Here is a 20,488-nt window from a genome sequence, read left to right as displayed (position 1 = left end):
CGGTCGACGCCCGCGGCCTGCTCGGTCGTGGCCTCGATCAGCGCGGCCGGGTCGAACACCCGGTGGCCGTCGACCTCGCCGATGAGCGCCGCGTAGGACTCGGCCAGGGAGCGGGCGGTGCGCACGCCGTTGGTCGCGGGGACCACCGCGGCCAGCAAGTCCGGGTCGTTGTGGTCCATGGCGGGCCGCAAGCAGGTGAACGCCCGCGTGGTCAGCGACGCCGGGTCGGAGTAGGCCTCGACGACCGCGCGGACCGCCTCGGGCAGGTCGTCGAGGTCGAACCCGGACGTCGCGCCCGGGTCGGGCGGGGCCCGCACGAGCGTGCTGAGCCGGTGCCGCTCGGCCCGGGGCAGGCCGATCCAGAAGTCGAGCCCGGCCGGTTCGGCGATCTCGGTGCGGAAGAACTCGCCCAGACCCAGGCCGGACACCCGGCGCACGACCTCGCCGACGAGCCAGCCGAAGGTGAGCGCGTGGTAGCCGTGCCCGGTCTCGGCGGCCAGGCCGGGCGCTGCGCGGCCAGTGCCTCGACCACCGGGTCCCAGGCCAGCGCGGCTGCGAGCGGGACCGGCTCGTCCAGCACCGGCAGGCCCGCCTGGTGGGTGAGCAGCCACCGGGCGGGGATGTCCTGCTTGCCCCGCGCCGCGAACTCCGGCCAGTGCTCCCGCACGGGCGCGTCCAGGTCCAGCTCGCCGCGCTGGGCGAGCGGCAGCGCGCACGCCGACGTCGCGCCCTTGGTCGCGGAGTAGACGGCCTGCAGCGTGTCCCGCCGCCAGGGGCGGTCCCGCTCTGGGGCGGCGGTGCCGCCCCAGAGGTCGACGACCTTCTCCCCGCCCAGGTAGACGCTCACGGCGGCGGCGCCGATCTCCCCGTGGTCGGCGAAGTTCGCCGCGAACGCGTCGCGCACGGCGTGGAACCCCGGCGCGGTCCCGCCCTCGATCCCTGGCGCCGGCGCAGCCAACCAGATCACCCGCCGGTGGCGAGCGCGAGGGCGAGGCGGGCGGCGGCCAGCGCCTTGCGCGCCGGGCCGGGCGGGCGGACCCGGCCCAGGTCGTCGGGGGCGGCGGTGTCCAGTGCGCGCAGGAGGCGGCGGAAGCCGTCGATCTGCCTCGCGGCCAACGGCACGTCGACGTGGTCGCCGGGTCGGGTGGACAGCAGGTCGTCGGGGATGCTGACCAGGGAGACGGCGGGGATTCCCTTGTGCAGCAGGGGTTCACCCTCACCGAAGTGGACGAGGGGGCTGGGGCGGGAGGGAGCGGTTCCGGGGAAGGCGGTCTCCGCGAGGTGGCGCAGACCCGGGGTGGTGGCGTAGAGCAGTTCGCGGGCGCGGGCCCCGAGGTGTTCCACGGCCAGTCCCGCTACCGCGCCCGACCAGAGGTCCGGGTGGTCGTCGAGCCACCGCGTGCCAGCCTGGCCGGAGCGCGTCACCGCTGGGATGCGGAGGTGGCCCGCGATGAACACGAGCACGACCGTGCGCTCCGGCGGGGTCCGCACGAGGTCGCGGGCCAGGGCGAGCAGTCCTATGTGTCCGTTCTCCTCGACGGTGTTGGTCCCGTCCGTGTGCGTGACCACGACGACGGTCTCGGCTGGGCTTCGCGTGCCCTCGATGACCGTCCACACCGTCCGCATGGTCGCGTCCGGGGTCAACGCGGCGGGGACGGTCAGCGTGGCGTCCGCCCCGGGCGCGAGCACGGCCTCGGCGCTCGCGCCGGAGACGAAGACGGCCGGGATGTCCTGGTAGGGGAGGGTGAACGGCACGTACTGGCCCCGGGCCCGCTCGTCGTCGAGGCCGCGCCAGGCGAAGACCACCGCCCGCACCCCGGCCCGCCGCGCCCGGCCCAGGCCCAGACCGGCGATCGTGGCCGGGATCAGGGGGTGCGCCACCGGCGGCCACGCCTGGTCGGCGTCCCAGGTGTCGATGAGGTGCCGGACGGGCAGCTCGCGGTTGTTGACCTCGACGACCGCGATGCCGTCGCGGGCGCGCGACCAGCGGGGGAGCGGGCCGCGCAGCCGGACCAGCGGGCCCGACACGCTGCCCGTGCCCGAGTAGGGGAACACCGACGCCACCTCCACCCGGGCGCCGCCGACCACCAGGGTGGGCTCGGCGGTCAGGTCCCAGCGGGTGAACGCGTGCCGGTCCTCGTCCACCGCCAGGCCGAGTCCGCGCACTTGGGCGGCGACGCGGTCCACCAACTGGTCGTGCGCGGGGGTGCCGGTCAGCCGGGGACCGAGCACGCGCAGGGCCTCGATCTCGGCTGCCACCCAGGTCTCGTCCAAGGCTTCCACGATTCCTCCCGATCCGGTTTACAGGTCCGGCCCGGTTGACAGGCCCCAGGGCCGCTGCGACCATCACCCTAACAGTCGTTAGGGAGGGTTTCACCGATGAGACTCCGTCGCTCGCTGATCGCATCCTTCGCCGCCGTCGTGGTCCTGGTCGGGGTGAACCCGGTGGGCGCGGCCGCCCCGCCGGACTGGTCCGCGCCCGGCCCGAACGCCGTGGCGGTCGACATCCGGCTGGGCAACACCTACTACCGGCCAGCCAAGATGGACCGGCCGCTGCCGGTGATCCTCTGGGGCAACGGGACCGGCGCCATCCCGGGTGTCTACTCCGGACTGCTGCGCCACCTCGCCTCGCACGGGTTCATCGTCGCCGCCGCCAACACGCCCCAATCCAACAGCGGGCAGGAGATGCTCGCGGGCCTGTCCTGGCTGCGCGCCGCGAACGCCAACCCGGTCAGCCCGTACCGCGGCAAGGTCGACCTCGACCACGTCGGCGCCGTCGGCCACTCCCAGGGCGGCGCGGGCGCCATCAACGCGGCCGCCGACCCGGCCGTCGACACCACTGTCGCCCTGCAACCGGGACCGCTGGCCACCCCGGAGCGGCTGCACGGCCCGATCCTGTTCCTGTCGGGGGAGCGCGACTCCATCGTCGACCCGGAACGGCTCGTCCTCCCGCTCTACGAGCGGTCGGCCGGGGTGCCCGCCTGGTACGCCGAGCTGGCGGGTGCCACGCACTTCACCCCCGTCCCGGACGGCGGCGGGTACCGCGGCGTGATCACCGCGTGGTTCCTGTACAACTTGACGGGTGACCAGCGAGCGGCGGCCGAGTTCACCGGCGCCTGTGGGCTCTGCGCCGACCCGGCCTACAGCGACGTCCGGCGCAACCCGAGAGCGACCGGCTGACCCTCCCGGCGGGCAGGCGCGGGACTTCACCGCCCTCACGCGCGTCCGCACCGCGGAGCCGCGCCTGCCCCCGGGCAACGGCGCCGGGACCGAGCTGCGGGTGCTCCTGGAGTCCCTGCGGCTGTTCGCCCACCAGGGCTTCCCCGGCACCAGCACCCGCCAGATCGCCGCCGCCGTCGGCATCAAGGCCCCCAGCCTCTACGAGCACTTCCCGTCCAAGCAGCACATCCTCGAACGCCTGGTCCTCATCGGCCACCGCGACCTGCTCGCCGCCTTCGAACGCACCCTCGCCGAGTGCGAGCCGGACCCGGTGGCCCAGGTCCGCGCCCTGGTCCGCACGCACGTGCTGACCCACGTCACCTACCCCCTGCTCGCCATCGTCACCAACGACGAGCTGCACCACCTGGCCCCCGAGCGCTCCGCCGAGGCGCTCGCCCTGCGCGCCCGCGCCGAGCGGCTCGCCACCGAGCCCGGCCTCCGGGGCGCCCGGCAGGGCGTGTTCAGCCCCACCGAGCTGGTCGCCACCACCGCCGCCATCGCCAGCATGGGCGTCCGAGCACCGTACTGGTTCCTCCCGACGCCGGAGCAGGGCCCGGCGGACCTGGCCGACTCCTTCGCGGAGCTGGCGATCAGGATGCTGCGCCCCGATCGCCGCTCACCTGGTTGATGTCGCGTGCTCCCCCTCGGGGCGCGCCTCGTGCCCGCCTGCGGGTGTCACCAGTTCCAGCCTGCGCCAGGTCCACAGGAAGGCCAGGGCCGCGAGGATCGACCCGGCGGAGGCGAAGGCGTTGGCCGCCAGGTAGACGACGTACTCGTTGCTGGCGACGGTGGCGGCCCAGCCCTCCCGGTGGACCGCGAGACCGATCAGCAGCGCGCCCACACCGGCGAGCCCCACACCGGCGAAGGCCGTGCAGCCGATGATCACTGTGCGGGGGATCTTGCGGGGTCCCGTGTACCGGCGGACCAGCCCGCGCCGGGCGAGCCACCAGGACGCCGCGCAGGCCAGCCCGAGGGCGATCGCGTCCGCCGCCAGGGTGTCGGACAGGCGGTGCCACTTGGCGGTGACGGTGTAGGCGCCGATGCCGACCGCCCAGGACAGCAGGAAGAACACCGCCACGCCCCGCCACCGGTAGGGCACCACGATCAGCGCGGCGAACAGCACCGTCATGGCGACCGTGGTGTGCCCGCTCGGCAGGCTGTTGTGCGCGTAGTCGCCCGAGACCGGGACCAGTTCCGGCCGGGGCAGCACGAAGCGCTTGAGCACCTGGGTGACCACCTGGCCACCGACGATCACCCCCACGGCGGCGACCGTGAGGTCCACCCGCTTGCGCAGCAGCCCGATCGCCGTCACCAGGACCACGGCGGTGCCCAGCGAGACCACGGTGATCTGCCCCAACTGGTCGTCGGCCGCGCGGACCGCTCCCGCCCCGGCCTCGTCGGCCCCGCGCAACGCCGCGTTCTCCGCCGCCTGCCCCGCCCTCGTCCACACCCCCGCGAGGTAGACCCCCGCCAGCGCGACCGCGCTCCCCGCCGCGACCACCAACCAGCGGCGCCCCGCCACAATTCCCATGTGCGGCAGTACAACACGGGTGCGCGCGCCTCGCAGGCCCGCGGCACTTGGTCCTGACAGGACTACAGCCAGTCGTGCTCGCGCGCGTACCGCGCCGCCTCGTGCCGGGTGCGCGTCTGGGTCTTCTGCATCGCGTTGGACAGGTAGTTGCGCACCGTGCCCTCCGCCAGGTGGAGCTGGGCGGCGATGTCGGCGACCGAGTACCCGTCGCGGGTCGCGCGCAGGACGTCGGTCTCGCGGTCGGTGAGGGGGCAGTCGTCGACGACGGCGAGGGCGGAGACGTCCGGGTCGATCCAGCGCTTGCCCCCGTGCAGGGTCTTGATGACCGAGGTGATGTGCGCGGGCTCGGCCGCCTTGCTGACGAAGCCCTGCACGCCCAGCCGCAGCGCCTTGCGGAGCACGCCGGGGCGGGCGTGCCGGGTCAGCATCAGGATGACCTGCTCGGGCAGCTCGCGGCGGATCCGCGCGACGGCGCCGAGGCCGTCCACGCCGGGCATCTCCAGGTCGATGACGAGCACGTCGGGCCGGTGCCGCACGGTGGCCAGCACCGCCCCCTCGCCGTCCTCGGCCTCGGCCAGCACGGTGATGTCGCCCTCCAGCGGCAGCAGCGCGGCCAGCGCCTTGCGCAGCAGGACCTCGTCGTCGGCGAGCACCACCGTGGTCATCGGCGTCCCCTCCCGGTCGTGGCGGGCCGCGGGGGGAACTCCGCCGCCGTCAGGAAGCGCCCGCCCACCTGCTCCGCCGTCAGCTCGCCCCCGGCGGCCGTCAGCCGCTCCCGGAGGGCGGCCAGCCCGCTGAGCCGCCCGGCCTCCTGCGCGCCGTCGTTGACGATGCTGATGCCCGACTCCGCCAGGGTGATCCGGACCTGGGTGGCCTGCGCGTGCCGCAGGATGTTGGTCGTGGTCTCCCGCAGAACTTGGCCGAACAGCTCGCCCGCGGCGGAGTCGACCTCGGCGCGGCGGTCGACGCGCACATCGATGCCCGCGGCCTCGAACAGGTTCTTGGCGTTCTCCAGCTCGGCGGACAGGTTCAGCCGCCGCTGCGCGTAGGCGAGCTCCTTGGTCTGGGCGATCGTGTCGGCGACGAGGGCGTGCACCTCGCGCAGCTCCTCCTCCACCCGGCCGATGTCGCTGTGCAGCAGCTTCTGGGCCAGCGCCACCTTCAGCTTCACCACGTGCAGCGTGTGCCCCTGGATGTCGTGCAGGTCGCTGGCGAAGCGCACCCGCTCGCGGGCCACCGCCAGCTCCGCCTCCCGGTCCCGCGAGTCCTCCAGGTCCTGGACGACGTCGTAGAAGCGCTTGTTGGGGAACATGACCCCGATCATCACCGCGGTGATGCCCGTGGGGATGACGGCGTACTGGACGAGGTCGCCGTCCTGCGCCGCGCCCTGCGCCGTCAGCAGCCGCGCCACGCCGACGGCGAGGACGAACAGCGGCACGCCCACGGCCATCGCGGTCCGGTGGCGCGGCAGTGGCGGGATGCTGAGGGAGGCCACGACCGCGAGGCCGAAGTACGCCGAGTCGCTGTCCACGGCCAGCGCCCCCACCACCCACACCCCGGCGCCGACGACCAGGCAGGGCAGCGCGACGCTGAGCACGTCCCCGGCCGCCCAGCGGACGAAGGAGACCATGGCGGCCGCCGCGCCCAGGCCGAGCACGACGACGTGCCACCACTCCCGGGAGTCGATGGCCACCACGAGCACCCCGCCGAGGGCGACCACCGGCAGGAACATGACGAGGTTGAGCCTGCGCAGCCGTCCCCGCGCCACTCCGCGCTCCCCGGGCGGGTTGGCGTCCATTGTGGGCTCTCCGGAAGTCGACAGCGGGGTCCAGCCCAGTATCCCGGCCACGCGGCACCGCCACCAGTGACACCACGTCATGGGTGCACCGGTGGGAACGTCATGCCCGGGTCATGACGTGGTCCCACTGGTCGGGACGCGCTCCAGCCGGTGGAATCGGTGCCATGCCCACGACACCAGTCATCGACGTCGACCGCCTCAACCTCAGCTACGGCGACTTCCACGCCGTGAAGGACCTGTCCTTCCAGGTCGAGCGCGGGGAGTTCTACGCGCTGCTCGGCACGAACGGCGCCGGGAAGACATCCACGCTGGAGGTGGTGGAGGGCCACCGCACCGCCACCTCGGGCGCCGTCCGGGTCTTTGGCCACAGCCCGCGCGACCGCCGGGCGGTGCGGCCCCGCATGGGGATCATGCTGCAGGAGAGCGGCTTCTCCGCGGACCTGACCGTGCGGGAGTCGGTTCACCTGATCGGGAAGCTCACCCAGCGCGGGGACACGGTCGCGCGGGTGCTCGACGTCGTGGACCTGACCCGCAAGGCCGACACCCTGGTCGCGCAGCTCTCCGGCGGGGAGAAGCGGCGGCTGGACTTCGCCACCGCCGTGTGGGGCACCCCGGAGCTGGTCTTCCTGGACGAGCCGACGACCGGCTTGGACATCCAGTCCCGTGACGACCTGTGGGCGGCGGTCGACAAGCTGCGCGAGGACGGCTCCACCATCGTGCTCACGACGCACTACCTCGAGGAGGCCCAGCAGCGCGCCGACCGGGTCGGGCTCATGCACCGGGGCGCCTTCCACATGGAGGGGACCGTCTCCGAGCTGACCAGGACCCTGCCCGCCGTCATCCGCTTCGCCCTGCCCGCGGCTGGGCCCGCCCTGCCCGCGCTGCCCCTGCCCGCCACCCGGGAGGGGGACGGCAAGCACCGCGTCGAGACCGCCCGCCTCCAGGAGGACCTGCACGTCCTCCTCGACTGGGCCCGGACCCACGCGGTGCGGCTGGACGACATCGAGGCCGGTCCCACCCGGCTCGACGACGTCTTCCGCGCCATCGGCAACGACTGACCCACCTCCACCCCCGAGAGACGAAGGACCCCCACATGCTCGCGATCGCCCGCAGCGAACTGATCCAGATCTTCCGCAACCGCCTGGTGCTCGTCACCATGTTCCTCATCCCGGCCGGGGCGAGCGCCTTCTTCATCTACAAGCGCGACGCCTTCGCCTCCCTGGGCCTGGGGTACATCGCCGTGTCCGGCCTGTTCGCCGTCCTGGCGATGGGCCTCTACGCCACCTCCGTGACCACCCTCGCCGCCCGCAGGCAGACCCTGTTCCTCAAGCGCCTGTCGTCCACGGCGGTCAGCAACGCGGGCATCCTCACCGGCCTGCTGCTCCCGGTCGTGGCCCTGGCGCTGTTCCAGGCGGCCGTGATCCTGACCGCGCTGGCCGTGGTCAGCACCCGGCCGGACAACATCGGCCTGCTGGTGCTCGCCGTCCTGGCCGCGGCGGCCATGCTGCTCGCCCTGGGGCTGGCCACGGCCGGGCTGACGAACTCCCCCGAGCACGCCCAGGTCACCACGCTGCCGGTCATCCTCGGCGTCATCGGCGTGGCCACCTGGGTGGGGACCACCGGCACCGAGGAGCTCACCCTGCTCAAGCGGCTGCTGCCCGGCGGCGCGGCCGCCGAACTGGTGGGCAACGCCTGGAACGGCGGCGTCCCCGTCGCCGACTCCCTCATCCTGCTGGCCCCCACCCTGGGCTGGGTCGTCGTCGCCGTCGCGGTGGCCTCCCGCGTGTTCGGCTGGGAGCCGCGCCGGTAGCGGTGGCCGGCCCCCGTGATCGCGAGACGCTCTCGACCCTGGTGAGAGGACCGAGGACATGCTGATCGTCGAAGACCTCATGATGCTCCTGCTCGACGACGAGACCGGGACCCCGGCCGCCGCGGGCACCCTGCCCTACACCCTCGGCGGCGCCGTGCTCGTCGAACTGGCCCTGCTGGGCCGGGTCGAGGCCGACGAGGGCAAGACCGGGCTCGCCGGTCCCAAGGTGCGCGCGGTCGGCGACGGCCCGCTGCCGGACCCGCTGCTGCAGGCCGCCCACGACAAGATCGCCCGCAAGCCCCGGGGCGTCCAGTCCGTCCTGCTCGACATCGGCGCCGACCTCTGGTCGGCGGTGACCGACCGGCTCGTCGAGCGCGGCATCATCCGCCGCGAGCACAAGCGGGTCCTGGGCTTGTTCAAGGTGAACGCGCTGCCCGCCCAGGACACCGGCCACGAGGCGGAACTGCGGCGCGCGGTCCGCGCCGTGCTGGTCGACGGCGCGAGCCCGGACACCCGCACCGCCGCGGTCATCGGCCTGCTGTCGGCCAGCGGCGCCCTGCCCGCCCTGCGCCCGGCCCTCGCCTGGTCGGGCCAGGTCGCCAAGCGGGCCAAGGAGCTGGAGACCGGCAACTGGGGCGCCGAGGCCGTCAACACCGCGGTCACCCGCACCGCCGCGGCCATCGCCGCGTCGACCGCGGCCGTCAGCGTCTCCGTCATCACGACGGTCACGTAGTTACCCGGCGCGGTCGAGTGGGTACCTGGTCGGGAGGAGAGGAGCACGGATGGCGATGCAGCGGGTGCGGGTCGAGGCGGGCGTGGTGCGCGCGGCGGTCGTGGTGCGGCTGGCCGGGACGCTCGACAGCGCCACCGCCGCCGAGACGCGGCGGGAGCTGGCGGACGCCACCGAGGGCGCGCCCCCGCCGGACCAGGTCGTCGTCGACGTGCGCGACGTCGAGCGGCTCAGCGAGGACGGGGCGCGCACCCTGGTCGCGTTCGCCAGGGCGGCCGAGGCCAGGGGGATGTGGTTCGGCCTGCTCGTCGCCCCGGACAGCCCGGTCCCGCTGGCGCTGGACGCCGTCGACCCGCGGCGGCGGCTGCCGCGGTTCGACGACCTGAGCGCGGCCCTGGCGGTCGAGACGACCTACGACGAGGCCAGCCTCGACCAGCAGGTGCGGGTGCTGACCCGGTCGTTGTTGCAGGTCACGACCGTCCACGACGTGCTGCGCCAGGTCGTGGACGCCGCCGCGCTCGCCATCCCGGGCGCCGCGACCGTCAGCGTCAACCTGCGACACCCCGACGGCGCCTTCCGCACCCCGCTCGGCACCGCCGGGATCGCCGCCGACCTCGACCAGGTCCAGTACCGCAGCGGGCGCGGCCCGTGCGCGGACTCGGCCAAGGACGACGGTCCCGCGTTCGCCGCCAGCGCCGACCTGCGCGACGAGCCGCGCTGGCCCGAGTTCGCCGCGGCGGCGGTGGCCGCCGGCTACCACTCGGTCCTGTCCACCGCCCTGCTCCCCGCCGCGGGCCCCGGCCGGTTGACCGGCGCCCTCAACGTCTACGCCACCCGCCCCCACGGCCTGACCACATGGGACCGGCACGCCGCCCTGCTGCTGGCCACGCACGCCTCCCTCGCACTGGCCCAAGTGCGCCAGGCCGAACTGGCCGACCTGCGCGACGCCCAGTTGCGCCGCGCCATCGACTCCCGCGACGTCATCGGGCAGGCCAAGGGCATCCTGATGAACCGCCAGGGCATCTCCGCCGACGAGGCGTTCACCGTGCTGCGCCGCACCTCGCAGGACCTCAACGTCAAGCTCGTCGACCTCGCCACCACCCTCGCCCGCGACGGCGGCTGAACTCACCTCCGGCGGCGGGTTTCCGCGTCCCCCACCCGGGTAGCCGTGCCGCATGGATCAATCGTTGGCGGTGCTGACCCAGGGATACGCGTGGCTGCCGGACCTGCTGCGGGCAGCGGGCGCCCCGGTCGTGCGGACACGGGTGATGGGCAAGCGGGCGGTGTGCGTGCACGGCGTCGACGCGGCGAAGGCGTTCTACGACGAGGCGAACGTGCGCCGTGGCGGCGCGCTGCCCGAGCCGGTGAAGAGCACCCTGTTCGGGCACGGCGCCGTGCACACCCTCGACACCGACAGCCACCGCAGGCGCAAGGAGCTGTTCACCGGCCTCCTCATGAACCGGGAGGGCATCGGCTCGCTGTGCGACCTGGTCGAGGTGGCCTGGGACAAGCGGGTCTCGGCGTGGCGGCCCGGCCGACCGGTCTCGCTGTTCGAGGAGAGCGCCGCCGTGCTGACCAGCGCGGTGTCCACCTGGGTCGGTCTGGCCGACGAGGACGACGGCGCGGCGTCGGACCTGGTGGCGATGGTGGACGGCTTCGCCACCCCCTCGCCCCGGCACTTCGCCGCGCGGCGGGCCCGCGACCGGCAGGAGCGCAGGCTGGCGGCCGTGGTCCAGGACGTTCGGGCGGGCGCCGCGTCCGTGCCCGCCGACTCGGCGGTGCACGCCATCGCCACCCACACCGACGACAACGGCGACCTGCTCCCGCCGCGCGTGGCGGCGGTGGAGATCCTCAACGTCATCCGGCCCACGGTGGCCGTCGCGTGGTTCGCCACCTTCTCCGCGCACGCCATGCACCTGTGGCCGCACACGCGCGACCGGGTCGCCCACGATGACCGCTACGTGCTCGCGTTCGCCGACGAGGTGCGCAGGTTCTACCCGTTCGCCCCGTTCCTGGGCGGGGTGGCGGCCCGGGACTTCGAGTTGGCCGGTACGCGCGTGCCCGAGGGCGCCATGGTCATCCTCGACGTCTACGGCCACAACCACGACCCGGCGCTGTTCCCCGAGCCCTACACCTTCGACCCCGCCCGCTTCGAGGGCCGCGAGATCGGCCAGTACGAGCTGATCCCGCAGGGCGGCGGCCACCCCGCCTCCGGGCACCGCTGCCCGGGCGAGGACATCGTGGTCGCGCTGCTGTCGGTGCTCGTCCCGCGCATCGCCCGGCTCGACGTCGAGGTCCCCGACCAGGACCTCGAGATCCCCTTCGACCGCATCCCCACCCTGCCGCGCAGCGGTTTCACCGTCACCCCCCGCGGCTGACCGGTTAAGCGCCCGCTGGGCGGGTATCGCGACACCATGAGAATCGTCATCGTCGGGGGCAGCGGGAACATCGGCACCGCCGTGCTGCGGGCCGCGCTCGCGGCGGGCCACACCGTCGACGCGGTCTCCCGGCGGGCCCCCGCCCCCGGCGGGGTGTACGACGGCGCCACGTGGCGCCCGCTGGACCTCACCGCGGCCGGGGCCGTGGCCGAGCTGGCGGACCTGGTCCGAGGCGCCGACGCGGTCGTCCACGCCGCGTGGGCGCTGCAACCCACGCACGACCGCGACCGGCTGCGGGAGGTCAACGTCGAGGGCACGCGGGTCGTCCTGGAGGCCGTCGCCCGGGCGGGCGTGCCGTCCCTGGTCTACCTGTCCTCGGTCGGCGCCTACGCGCCGCGCACCAGCCTCGAACCGGTGGACGAGCAGTGGCCGGTGACCGGTATGCCCACGTCGGCCTACAGCGAGGACAAGGCCGCGGTCGAGTCCATCCTGGACGAGTTCGAGACCGACTTCCCGACCATCGCGGTGACCCGGCTGCGCCCCGGCCTGGTGCTGCAACGCGACGCGGCGGCGGAGATCCAGCGCTACTTCGTGGGCCCGCTCGCCCCGAGGAAGCTCTGGGACCTGCTGCGCCGGGGCCGCCTGGGCGTCCTGCCGCTGCCCAAGGACCTGGTGGTTCAGGTGGTCCACTCCGACGACGTGGCCTCAGCCGTCCTGACCGCCGCCGAACGCCTCGTGCGCGGCGCGGTCAACCTGGCCGCCGCCCCGGTCATCAACCACGACGCCATCGCCCGGACCACGGGCAACCGGGTGATCGCCGTCCCCTCCCGGCCCCTGCGCTCCGCGGTGACGCTGGCCTGGCGCGCCCGCGCCCTCCCCACCTCGCCCGGCTGGTACGACCTGGCGACCTCGGTCCCCCTCCTGCGCACCGACCGGGCGGCCGACGTGCTCGACTGGGCACCGACCCACACCGCCACCGAGGTCGTCGCCGAACTCCTGGCGGGCATGGCCGACGGCGAGGGCGTCGAGGCCAGCCCGGCACTGCGCCCCTGAGCGCGGCGCGATCAGCCCGCGACCTGCGGGACGGCCACACCCGGCTCGGGCAGTCCGGTGTCGACGACCCCCGGCGCCGGGCCCTGTTCCAGGTAGACGCGGAGCGTCTCGGCGGCCACGCGGTCCCACGAGTACCGACTGGACGCGCGGTCGGCGCCCGCCAACCCCAGCGCCTCGCGGCGCAGCGGGGAGTCCAGCAGCGACCGCAGCCGGGCGGCGATGTGCCGGGGCGCGCGCGAGCGCAGGTGCACGCCGGTGATCTCGTCGACCACGGCGTCGGCGAGACCGCCGACGGGCAGTGCCAGGACCGGTGTGCCGCAGGCCATCGCCTCGACGACGACTCCGTTGCCGTGCTCGTACTCGGGCGCGCTGACCACCAGGTCCGCGGCGCTGAGCAGCGCGGGCACCTCGGCGTGCGGCACCCGCCCGGCGAACCGGACCCGCCGGGTGACCCCGACCCGCTCGGCGAGGTCGCGGACGCGCTGACCGCCCTCGCTGCCCGGGTCGCCGCCCAGCAGCACCAACCCGGCGTCGGGCACCAGGGCCAGCGCGGCGACGACGGCGTCCAGCCCGGACTCCGGGGTGAACCGGCCCGCCGCCAGCACCGTGCGGGTCCTGGCGCTCGCGGGGGCGGCGAAGCGGGTCGGGTTGACGGTGAACGCGGCCAGGTCGACCCCGCCCGGGATGACGGCCGCCGACCGGCGGGTGACGCCGACGACCGCGAGGTGCTCGACCTCCTCGGTGGAGGTCGCCAGCACCAGCCGCGCCCGCTGGGCCACCACCCGCTCGGCGCCCCGCCGCTGGGGCGGCTCCGCTGGTGGGGCAGTGCGGCCCGGCGCGCCCGCCAAGCCGTGGAAGGTCTGGATCACCGGCACGTCGAGGTCCGGGGTGGCCAGTGCGGAGGCCAGCCCCGACATCCAGGAGTGCGCGTGCACGACGGTCGGCGGCGACCGGCGCCACCGCTGCCGCAGCCCCTCGGCGAACTCGCCGACCCGCCCGACCGCCTCGCAGACGCCCAGCGGCTCAGCCGGGCCCGCGGGCAGCCGCACCAGGGTGAAGCCGCTGCCCCGCTCCTCGCCCTCGGGACCGGCACGCCGGGTCAGCACGGTCACCCGGCACCCGAGCCTGCCCAGCGCCGAGGCCAGCTCGCGCACGTGCAGCCCCACGCTGGAGCCCCCGGGACCGCCGGGGTCGGCGAGTGGGTCGGCGTCGTAGCAGACCAGGTCGACGACGGTGCGGGAGTGTTGTGGATCACGCATCGCCGTGTCCGGTCGTGCTCACCGAACCCCCACCACCTCTCGCCGCGACGTATTGGCGCAGGATTACCCGATCGCAGGTCGGTGAAACGCCGATCAGCCGTGGAACCGGTGCCGCGCCGGTGTTTCCCCGTCGAACAGCCGGCGGGCGCATCCCCGCGCCCGGAGGGGAATAAGCGGGCGGCGCGCCCGCGTTCACCTCAGTGACGGTTGTGATCTGGCTGGAGGTAAGTCGTGGCGGTGGACCCGGTGGACATGGTCGATGTCGATTCCGACATCCCGGACCTGGACGGGGTCGTGCTCCTGCACCACCTGGACGGTTTCGTGGACGCGGGCGCGGCCGGGGGGAGCGTGGTGGCCCACCTGCTGGAGACCCTCGAGCACCGGGTGATCGCCCGCTTCGACGTCGACGACCTGCTCGACTACCGCGCGCGCCGCCCCACGATGACCTACGAGACCGACCGCTGGACCGGGTACGCGGCCCCCGAACTCGTCGTGCACCTGCTGCACGACGCGCTGGGCACCCCGTTCCTGCTGATGACCGGCCCGGAGCCGGACCGCAGGTGGGAGGCCGTCGCCGCCGCCGTGCGCGCGCTCGTCGAGCGCTGGGGCGTGCGCCTGACCGTCGGCCTGCAGGGCATCCCGATGAGCGTCCCGCACACCCGCGAGCTCACGGTGATCTCGCACGCCACCCGGCCCGAGCTGGTCACCGGCGAGTCGCCCTTCCACCGGGTCAAGGTCCCCGGCCACCTCTCCGGCCTGATCGAGTACCGCCTCGGCGAGGCGGGCCACGACGCCATGGGCCTGGCCGCGTTCGTCCCGCACTACCTCGCGCAGACCACCTACCCCACCGCCGCCCTCAAGCTCATCGACACCCTGTCGACCACGACCGGTCTGACCGTGCGGGTCGACGCGCTGCGCAAGGCCGCCGAGGTGGCCACCGCCGAGATCGAGGGCCAGGTGGCCGAGTCCAGCGAGGTGGCCCAACTGGTCGAGGCCCTGGAACGCCAGTACGACGCCTATGTCAGCAGCCCGAAGAACCTGCTGGCCGAGGGCGAGGAGGTGCCCAGCGCCGACGAGCTGGCCGCCGAGTTCGAACGATTCCTGGCCGAGCGGACGCGCGACAACTGACTTCCCGGCTCGCCGGTCGTCGTGCGGCGCCGCGCAGCCCGGGACGCCGACCGCTGGGCGATGTCGGGCGGTCTGGGGGCGCGGAAAGTGTTGAGGGCCGATCCACGGGGAACTCCGGCTTCATGGGAGCCGAGAGGGACATGGCGTTGTACACCCTGAGCGTGCCGCGACAGGTGGGCTCGCTTCGACCCGCCCGCAAGCGCGCTCAAGCCTGGCTGCACGCGCGCGCTGTGGCCGCGGAGGTGCGCGACGCGGTGGTCTGGGTCCTCGACGCCGCCCTGAGCAGCTCCATCGACCACCTCATCCGCAACCCCCGGGTCGACGACGGCAGCGAGGCCGAGGTCGCCCTCCACATCGACGACGACGTGGTGGTGCTCACCGCCACCAACCACTTCACCTGGAGCCTCGACACCATCGCCACCGACGGCGTCCAGGCGGACGAGTGGCGCACCATGGTGGGCTACGCCGACCAGATCAGCCTCACCGACATCGGCGACCCGGACCCCGGGACCGCCGCCACCTTCACGGCCGTGTTCAACCGCGAGACCTGACCCCCGCCGGTCCGGCGATTGTGGACAGTTCGGTGTGGTCGTGGCCGATGAGCGGCAGCGCCGTGCCGGTGGCGAAGGTCCTTGGTGGGTGGCGCGGCGGACCGCCAGCGCGCCGAGCAGGAGACCGCGACGGGGACCTCCGCGCACGGTCGCGGGTCAGCGCACCAGCCGCGGGACGACCCGGACGAACAAGACCATGCCGAGCAGTTCCACCAAGGTCTGGGTCACCACGACGACCGGGGTGACCTCGAACCCGACCGGCAGGGCGAGCGCCAGCGGCAGCACGACGAGCGAGTTGCGGGTCGCCCCGGTGAACACCAGCGCCCTGGCCCGGCCCGCGTCGAACCCCATCACCCGGCCGACCGCCACCCCGATCATCCCCATGACCAGCAAGAACGCCACGAACACCGGTACCACGGCCACCATCGCCCCGACCTGCCCCCGCAACTTCGGCACCTGCCCACCCACCACGACCACCAGCGTGGCCGCCATCAACGGCACCACCGCCGCCCCCATCGCCGAGGTGACCACCCGCCCGACCCGACCACGCGCGGCCAGCGCCTCCGTCGCCCAAGCCAGCCCCAGCGGCAACACGATCAGCAGCACCAACGCCTCGACGAACGGCCCGATGTCGACGACATCGCCCAACTCCGCCCCGAGGAACACCCAGAGCAACCCCGGGAGCACCACCATCTGCACCAACATCAACACCGGCGCCGCCGCCAGCAACCGCCTGCTGTCCCCACCAGCCACCCCGGTGAACACGATCACGTAGTCAACGCACGGGGCCAACAACGTCAACAGAACCCCGAGCAAGACCGCCCGCCCCAACGGCACAACCGCCGTCAACCCAGCGACGACCAGCGGCACCACCACGAAGTTGACCGCCAGCACCGCCCCGAGGAACCGACCATCCCGAAACGCCTCCGCCACCTTGGTGAACGGCACCTGCAGGAACGTCGCATACAACAACACCCCCAGCGTCGGGTAAACCGCCACCTCCAACCCGGACGCGCCCCCGGGCAGCCCCACGCCGAGCGCGACCCCACCAACCAACGCGCCCAAGTAGATCCCGACCTGCCACCGCTCCATCCACCGCACCACACCCACCAACCAACGATAAGCGACCGCACCCCCACGCCCCACCGACCTACCCCGCCCCCCAAACCATCTCCCACGAATGCTGCCGTGAACTCGGTGGTATGGCGGGCGGCGGACGTGGCATCGTCGGCGTCATGTCTGTGGAACTGATCCGTGCCAGCGGCCTGACCGACGCTGTCCCGTATGCCTACGCCTCGATAGTCCCCGCCGGTGCCCGGCTCGTGCACACCGCCGGCGCGTGCCCGATCGACGAGCAGGACCGGGTTGTGGCGCTCGGTGACGTCGCCGGGCAGGCCCGGCAGGTCATGGACAACCTCGAGGTGGCGCTGCGGGCGGCGGGGGCTGAGCTGACAGACGTCGTGCGGACGACCGTCCACGTCGCGAGCACCGAGCAGGCGGACCTCGTCACAGCCTGGAACGTGGTGCGCGCCCGGTTCGGCGACCACGACGCGCCGAGCACCTTGCTGGGCGTCACGGTGCTCGGCTACCAGGGCCAACTCGTCGAGGTCGACGCCGTTGCCATCACGAACTGATCCGGCCGTGCGCCGACCCGGGTCCGATCCGGATCGACAACCCGTCCGGGCGCGTCACCGCCTGGATGCCCCCACCCCGCACCTCAAGCGCCGATCGCGGACCGGGTCGCGTGTGCGATCGCCAGTTCCTCCCGCGGTTCGACGACCAGCACGGCCACGGCCGAGTCCGGTGGGGTCAGCACGGCGTCGACCGGGGAGTTGTCGCTGATGATCGTGGGGATGCCGAGCAGGTGCAGGCCCTCGGTGACAGCCGTGCGGACCTCGGGTTGGTCCCAGCCGATCTCGCCGGTGAAGACGAGGGCGTCCAGGCGGGTCAGGTTGGTGGTGCTGGCGGCGATCTCGCGGCGGACGCGGTGGGTGAAGGCGGTCATGGCCAGTTGGGCGGCGGGGGAGTCACTGGCGACCAGGTCGCGGGTGTCGGCGGACTCGCCGCGGGACAGGCCCAGGAGGCCGGAGCGGTGGTTGAGGCCGTCCTCGACCTCCTCGGCGGTCAGCCCGGCCTCGCGTTGCAGCCACAGCAGGAGGCCGGGGTCGACGGCGCCGGAGCGCTTCGACATCGGGACGCCGTCGAGGGGGGTGAAGCCCATGGAGGTGTCGACGCTGCGGCCCGCGCGGACCGCGCAGACCGAGCAGCCGCCGCCGAGGTGGGTGAGCACCGCGTCTACTTCGGACTCCGGGCGGTCGAGCAGGGCGGCGGTGCGGCTCAGGGCCCAGGAGTAGGACAGGCCGTGGAAGCCGTAGCGGCGCAAGCCGTACTCGTCGCGCCACTCGGCGGGGAGGGCGTAGGTGGCGGCGTGCTCGGGCAGGTCGCGGTGGAAGGCGGTGTCGGGGCAGAGGACCTGCGGGACGGTGTCGAGGCGGTCCGACAGGGCTTTGAGGAACCGCAGGGCGGGCGGGACGTGCAGCGGGGCCAGGCTCTCCGCCGCGCGGGCGGCCGCCAGCGTCTGCGCGTCGGCGACGACGGGGCGGGTGACGTCCGGGCCGCCGTGGACGAGCCGGTGGCCGACGGCGGTCAGGTCGCTCGCGCGGTCGGCGAGGTCCGACAGCGCGTCGAGGGCCTCCTCGGTGCTGGGGGAGTCGAGGTGGGCGCTGGCCACGACCTGGTCGTCGTCGGCGACGAGGTCGGCCTTGACGCTGCCGGAGCCGGTGTTGACGGTCAGGATCACGCCGACCACTCCCACTCGGTGATCTCCGCCGGGTCCTCGCCGTCGCGGCGGGCGAGGGCTTGGACGCGGTCGCGCTCCTCGATCAGCCAGCGGCTCAGGCCGTTGTCGCCGCGCACCCGCCGCAGCGCGTCGGCGGCCAGGTCGTGGCGGGACATCCGGTTGCCCACGAGCAGGTCGAACGGGGTCGTGGTGGTGCCTTCCTCGATGTAGCCGTGCACGTGGAAGCGCTGCGGGTCCTCGCGCCCGTGCAGCACCTCGTGCACCGCCGAGGGGTAGCCGTGGAAGCCGAACACCACGGGCACACCGGAGCCGAAGCAAGCCTCGAAATCGTCCTCGGGCAGCCCGTGCGGGTGCCGGTCGGGTGGGGCCAGCGCCAGCAGGTCGACCACGTTGACCAAGCGCACCCGCAGCTCGGGGGCGTGCTCGCGGAGCAGGTCGGCCGCGGCCAGCACCTCGACGGTCGGGATGCCGCCCGCGCAGGCCAGCACCACCTCCGGGTCGCCGTCCGTGCTCGCCCAGTCCCACACCCCCGCGCCCGCCGCGCAGTGGCGCTCGGCCGCGTCGAGGTCCAGCCACCGGGGGGCCTCGTTCTTGCCCGCGATGACCAGGTTGATCCGGTCGGTGCTGCCCAGGCAGTCGCGCAGCGTCACCAGCAGCGTGTTCGCGTCCGGCGGCAGGTAGATCCGCGAGACCGACGCCTTCTTGGTGAGCAGGTTGTTCAGGAAGCCCGGGCCCTGGTGGCTGTAGCCGTTGTGCTCCTGCCGCCAGCCCTCGCTGGTCAACAGGTAGTTCAGCGACGCGACCGGCTCCCGCCACGGCACCTCGGCCGACATCTTGAGGAACTTGGCGTGCTGGTTGACCATGCTGTCCACGATGGACGCGAACGCCTCGTAGCACGGGAACAGGCCGTGCCGCCCGGTGAGCAGGTAGCCCTGCAACCAGCCCTGGCACAGGTGTTCGGAGAGCACCTCCATGACCCGGCCACCCGGGCGGACGTGCTCGGCGTAGCCGGGGACCGGTGGGGTGAACGCGCGGTCGGTGGCCTCCAGGATCGCGCCCAGCTTGTTCGACTCCAGCTCGTCCGGGCACACCACCCGGAAGTCGCGGCGGTCCTCGGTGGCGCGCATCAACTCGGCCAGCCACGTCCCGGCCGTGCCGGTCGGGCTCGCCGGGCCGTCGGCGGCGAACGGGCGCAGGTCGGGCAGGGGCAGGTCGCGGCGCAGCGCCCCGCCGTTGGCCTCGGGCAGCATCCCGAACCCGGGCAGGTCCTCGACCAGGTCGGCGGCGGGCGCCCCGTTCGCGTCGAACAGCTCATCCGGGCGGTAGGACCGCAGCCAGGACTCCAGCAGCGCCAGCTCCTCGGCGTCCTCGTGCACGTCGCCCAGCGGCACCTGGTGCGCGCGGAACGTCCCTTCCAGCGGGGCCCCGTCCGCGTCGTGCGCGGGCACGCCCCAGCCCTTCGGCGTGCGCATGACGATCATCGGCCTGTCCCGGGGATCGGCGTCGAGCAGGGCGCGCAGCAGCAGGTCGTCGGGATCGTCGGTGGTGCAGGCGTCGACGATGCGCGGCGACCAGCCGCAGCCGCGGAAGTAGTCGGACAGCTCCTCGTCCGACATGCAGCCGAACACGGTCGGCGAGGCGATCTTGTACCCGTTGAGGTGCAGCACCGGCAGCACGGTCCCGTCGCGCTCGGGGTCGAGCCACTTGTGCCCGTGCCAGGACCCGGCGGTCGGCCCGGTCTCGGCCTCCCCGTCGCCGACCAGGCACACCGCGCGCAGGTCGGGCTTGTCCAGGACCGCGCCGAAGGCGGTCGCCAGCGCGTAGCCCAGCTCGCCGCCCTCGTGGATCACCCCGGGCACCTCCGGCGAGAGGTGGCTGGGGAACCCGCCGGGCCAGGAGAAGCGGCGCACCAGCTCGGCCAACCCGGCGCCGTCGCGGCCCAGGGCGGGGTCGAACCGCTCGTGCGTGCCCTCCAGCCAGAGGTTGGCGTGGATCGCGGGCGCGCCATGGCCGGGGCCAGTGACCAGCAAGGTGCGCTCGTCGCCGACGCGGTTGAGCGCCGTGTAGAGGTAGGTGATCCCGGGGCAGGTGCCCCAGTGGCCGAGCAGCCTCGGTTTGAGGTGCTTGACCTGGAGCGGTTCGCGAAGCAGCACGTTGTCCCGCAGGTAGATCATCGCCGCGGACAGGTAGTCGCATGCGCGCCGGTAGCGCTCGGGGGAAACCGCCATACC

19 protein-coding genes and 1 pseudogene are annotated in these 20,488 nt (G+C 73.8%); 11 read left to right on the top strand and 9 right to left on the bottom strand.

The annotated features are described in order from the left end of the window. Positions 1-23 precede the first annotated feature (23 nt). Together GCL84_RS29030 and GCL84_RS00470 are read right to left on the bottom strand one after the other, a co-directional pair. Positions 24-847: pseudogene (locus GCL84_RS29030) on the bottom strand (serine hydrolase domain-containing protein); the annotation flags it as partial. Positions 848-963: 116 nt separating this feature from the next. After that, entirely contained in the window at positions 964-2,283 is a 1,320-nt protein-coding gene (locus GCL84_RS00470; protein WP_156753308.1) for a zinc-binding metallopeptidase family protein, read from the bottom strand. Between the two features lie 96 nt (positions 2,284-2,379). On the opposite strand from GCL84_RS00470, the gene GCL84_RS00465 reads away from it, so the two are divergent. Together GCL84_RS00465 and GCL84_RS30505 are read left to right on the top strand one after the other, a co-directional pair. Next, positions 2,380-3,180, top strand: coding sequence for a poly(ethylene terephthalate) hydrolase family protein (locus GCL84_RS00465; protein ID WP_156753307.1), 801 nt, complete (start codon positions 2,380-2,382; stop codon positions 3,178-3,180). Between the two features lie 100 nt (positions 3,181-3,280). Then, on the top strand, positions 3,281-3,847 hold the full coding sequence (locus GCL84_RS30505; protein ID WP_197522910.1) for a TetR/AcrR family transcriptional regulator: 567 nt from the start codon (positions 3,281-3,283) through the stop codon (positions 3,845-3,847). Here GCL84_RS30505 and GCL84_RS00455 read toward each other — a convergent pair. The 3 genes from GCL84_RS00455 to GCL84_RS00445 form a co-directional block, all read right to left on the bottom strand. Next, complete coding sequence (locus tag GCL84_RS00455; RefSeq protein ID WP_156753305.1) at positions 3,836-4,750, bottom strand: phosphatase PAP2 family protein; 915 nt, start codon at positions 4,748-4,750, stop codon at positions 3,836-3,838. The two genes, GCL84_RS30505 and GCL84_RS00455, sit on opposite strands and share 12 nt — an antisense overlap. A gap of 62 nt (positions 4,751-4,812) precedes the next feature. After that, complete coding sequence (locus tag GCL84_RS00450; protein ID WP_156753304.1) at positions 4,813-5,415, bottom strand: response regulator transcription factor; 603 nt, start codon at positions 5,413-5,415, stop codon at positions 4,813-4,815. After that, positions 5,412-6,548, bottom strand: a complete 1,137-nt coding sequence (locus tag GCL84_RS00445; protein WP_156753303.1) for a sensor histidine kinase — start codon at positions 6,546-6,548, stop codon at positions 5,412-5,414. The genes GCL84_RS00450 and GCL84_RS00445 overlap by 4 nt, the downstream gene beginning before the upstream one ends. Before the next feature lie 164 nt (positions 6,549-6,712). On the opposite strand from GCL84_RS00445, the gene GCL84_RS00440 reads away from it, so the two are divergent. Genes GCL84_RS00440 through GCL84_RS00415 form a run of 6 tightly spaced genes read left to right on the top strand, consistent with a single transcriptional unit; the run spans position 6,713 to position 12,519 of the window. Next, positions 6,713-7,606: an ABC transporter ATP-binding protein gene (locus GCL84_RS00440; protein ID WP_156753302.1), complete on the top strand. Its 894-nt coding sequence runs from the start codon at positions 6,713-6,715 to the stop codon at positions 7,604-7,606. A gap of 35 nt (positions 7,607-7,641) precedes the next feature. Then, entirely contained in the window at positions 7,642-8,358 is a 717-nt protein-coding gene (locus GCL84_RS00435; protein WP_156753301.1) for an ABC transporter permease, read from the top strand. A 58-nt stretch (positions 8,359-8,416) separates the two neighbouring features. Further along, the gene (locus GCL84_RS00430; RefSeq protein WP_156753300.1) at positions 8,417-9,091 is read left to right on the top strand and encodes a GOLPH3/VPS74 family protein; all 675 of its coding nucleotides are present in this window, start codon (positions 8,417-8,419) and stop codon (positions 9,089-9,091) included. A 49-nt stretch (positions 9,092-9,140) separates the two neighbouring features. Further along, complete coding sequence (locus GCL84_RS00425) at positions 9,141-10,211, top strand: ANTAR domain-containing protein (RefSeq protein WP_197522909.1); 1,071 nt, start codon at positions 9,141-9,143, stop codon at positions 10,209-10,211. A gap of 52 nt (positions 10,212-10,263) precedes the next feature. Further along, positions 10,264-11,466 (top strand): cytochrome P450, encoded by a 1,203-nt coding sequence (locus GCL84_RS00420; protein WP_156753299.1) that lies wholly within the window; start codon positions 10,264-10,266, stop codon positions 11,464-11,466. Between the two features lie 36 nt (positions 11,467-11,502). After that, positions 11,503-12,519 carry an NAD-dependent epimerase/dehydratase family protein gene (locus GCL84_RS00415; protein WP_156753298.1) on the top strand — a complete coding sequence of 339 codons (1,017 nt, stop codon included), beginning with the start codon at positions 11,503-11,505 and terminating at the stop codon, positions 12,517-12,519. 11 nt (positions 12,520-12,530) lie between these two features. Here the strand turns inward: GCL84_RS00415 and GCL84_RS00410 are convergent, their stop codons facing one another. Beyond that, positions 12,531-13,778 carry a glycosyltransferase gene (locus GCL84_RS00410; protein ID WP_156753297.1) on the bottom strand — a complete coding sequence of 416 codons (1,248 nt, stop codon included), beginning with the start codon at positions 13,776-13,778 and terminating at the stop codon, positions 12,531-12,533. Positions 13,779-14,009: 231 nt separating this feature from the next. On the opposite strand from GCL84_RS00410, the gene GCL84_RS00405 reads away from it, so the two are divergent. Both GCL84_RS00405 and GCL84_RS00400 read left to right on the top strand, forming a co-directional pair. Continuing rightward, entirely contained in the window at positions 14,010-14,906 is an 897-nt protein-coding gene (locus GCL84_RS00405; RefSeq protein WP_156753296.1) for a proteasome assembly chaperone family protein, read from the top strand. Between the two features lie 122 nt (positions 14,907-15,028). Next, on the top strand, positions 15,029-15,457 hold the full coding sequence (locus tag GCL84_RS00400; RefSeq protein WP_197522908.1) for a hypothetical protein: 429 nt from the start codon (positions 15,029-15,031) through the stop codon (positions 15,455-15,457). Positions 15,458-15,613: 156 nt separating this feature from the next. Here GCL84_RS00400 and GCL84_RS00395 read toward each other — a convergent pair whose 3' ends face one another. Then, on the bottom strand, positions 15,614-16,567 hold the full coding sequence (locus GCL84_RS00395) for an arsenic resistance protein (RefSeq protein WP_328618751.1): 954 nt from the start codon (positions 16,565-16,567) through the stop codon (positions 15,614-15,616). Positions 16,568-16,692: 125 nt separating this feature from the next. On the opposite strand from GCL84_RS00395, the gene GCL84_RS00390 reads away from it, so the two are divergent. Further along, a complete protein-coding gene (locus tag GCL84_RS00390; RefSeq protein ID WP_156753294.1) occupies positions 16,693-17,091 on the top strand; it encodes a RidA family protein in 399 nt (132 codons plus the stop codon). 83 nt (positions 17,092-17,174) lie between these two features. Here the strand turns inward: GCL84_RS00390 and GCL84_RS00385 are convergent, their stop codons facing one another. Together GCL84_RS00385 and GCL84_RS00380 are read right to left on the bottom strand one after the other, a co-directional pair. Beyond that, the gene (locus tag GCL84_RS00385) at positions 17,175-18,257 is read right to left on the bottom strand and encodes an acetate/propionate family kinase (RefSeq protein WP_328618750.1); all 1,083 of its coding nucleotides are present in this window, start codon (positions 18,255-18,257) and stop codon (positions 17,175-17,177) included. Then, positions 18,254-20,485 (bottom strand): phosphoketolase, encoded by a 2,232-nt coding sequence (locus GCL84_RS00380; protein WP_156753292.1) that lies wholly within the window; start codon positions 20,483-20,485, stop codon positions 18,254-18,256. The genes GCL84_RS00385 and GCL84_RS00380 overlap by 4 nt, the downstream gene beginning before the upstream one ends. Between the last annotated feature and the right edge of the window lie 3 nt (positions 20,486-20,488).

The sequence above is a fragment of the Actinokineospora pegani genome, from assembly GCF_009745975.1.
In the GTDB taxonomy this organism is placed as follows: Bacteria; Actinomycetota; Actinomycetes; order Mycobacteriales; family Pseudonocardiaceae; genus Actinokineospora; species Actinokineospora pegani.
Note: the sequence above shows the minus strand (reverse complement) of the source record. Positions and strands in the feature narration are given on the sequence as shown.

Excerpts from the sequence above, each read along its gene's own strand:
- GCL84_RS00415 (WP_156753298.1), top strand. The coding sequence starts at position 11,503 with ATGAGAATCGTCATCGTCGGGGGCAGCGGGAACATCGGCACCGCCGTG.
- GCL84_RS00455 (WP_156753305.1), bottom strand. The coding sequence starts at position 4,750 with ATGGGAATTGTGGCGGGGCGCCGCTGGTTGGTGGTCGCGGCGGGGAGC.
- GCL84_RS00380 (WP_156753292.1), bottom strand. The coding sequence starts at position 20,485 with ATGGCGGTTTCCCCCGAGCGCTACCGGCGCGCATGCGACTACCTGTCC.
- GCL84_RS00445 (WP_156753303.1), bottom strand. The coding sequence starts at position 6,548 with ATGGACGCCAACCCGCCCGGGGAGCGCGGAGTGGCGCGGGGACGGCTG.
- GCL84_RS00465 (WP_156753307.1), top strand. The coding sequence starts at position 2,380 with ATGAGACTCCGTCGCTCGCTGATCGCATCCTTCGCCGCCGTCGTGGTC.
- GCL84_RS00420 (WP_156753299.1), top strand. The coding sequence starts at position 10,264 with ATGGATCAATCGTTGGCGGTGCTGACCCAGGGATACGCGTGGCTGCCG.
- GCL84_RS00435 (WP_156753301.1), top strand. The coding sequence starts at position 7,642 with ATGCTCGCGATCGCCCGCAGCGAACTGATCCAGATCTTCCGCAACCGC.
- GCL84_RS00440 (WP_156753302.1), top strand. The coding sequence starts at position 6,713 with ATGCCCACGACACCAGTCATCGACGTCGACCGCCTCAACCTCAGCTAC.
- GCL84_RS00430 (WP_156753300.1), top strand. The coding sequence starts at position 8,417 with ATGCTGATCGTCGAAGACCTCATGATGCTCCTGCTCGACGACGAGACC.
- GCL84_RS00400 (WP_197522908.1), top strand. The coding sequence starts at position 15,029 with ATGGGAGCCGAGAGGGACATGGCGTTGTACACCCTGAGCGTGCCGCGA.
- GCL84_RS00425 (WP_197522909.1), top strand. The coding sequence starts at position 9,141 with ATGGCGATGCAGCGGGTGCGGGTCGAGGCGGGCGTGGTGCGCGCGGCG.
- GCL84_RS00450 (WP_156753304.1), bottom strand. The coding sequence starts at position 5,415 with ATGACCACGGTGGTGCTCGCCGACGACGAGGTCCTGCTGCGCAAGGCG.
- GCL84_RS00390 (WP_156753294.1), top strand. The coding sequence starts at position 16,693 with ATGTCTGTGGAACTGATCCGTGCCAGCGGCCTGACCGACGCTGTCCCG.
- GCL84_RS00410 (WP_156753297.1), bottom strand. The coding sequence starts at position 13,778 with ATGCGTGATCCACAACACTCCCGCACCGTCGTCGACCTGGTCTGCTAC.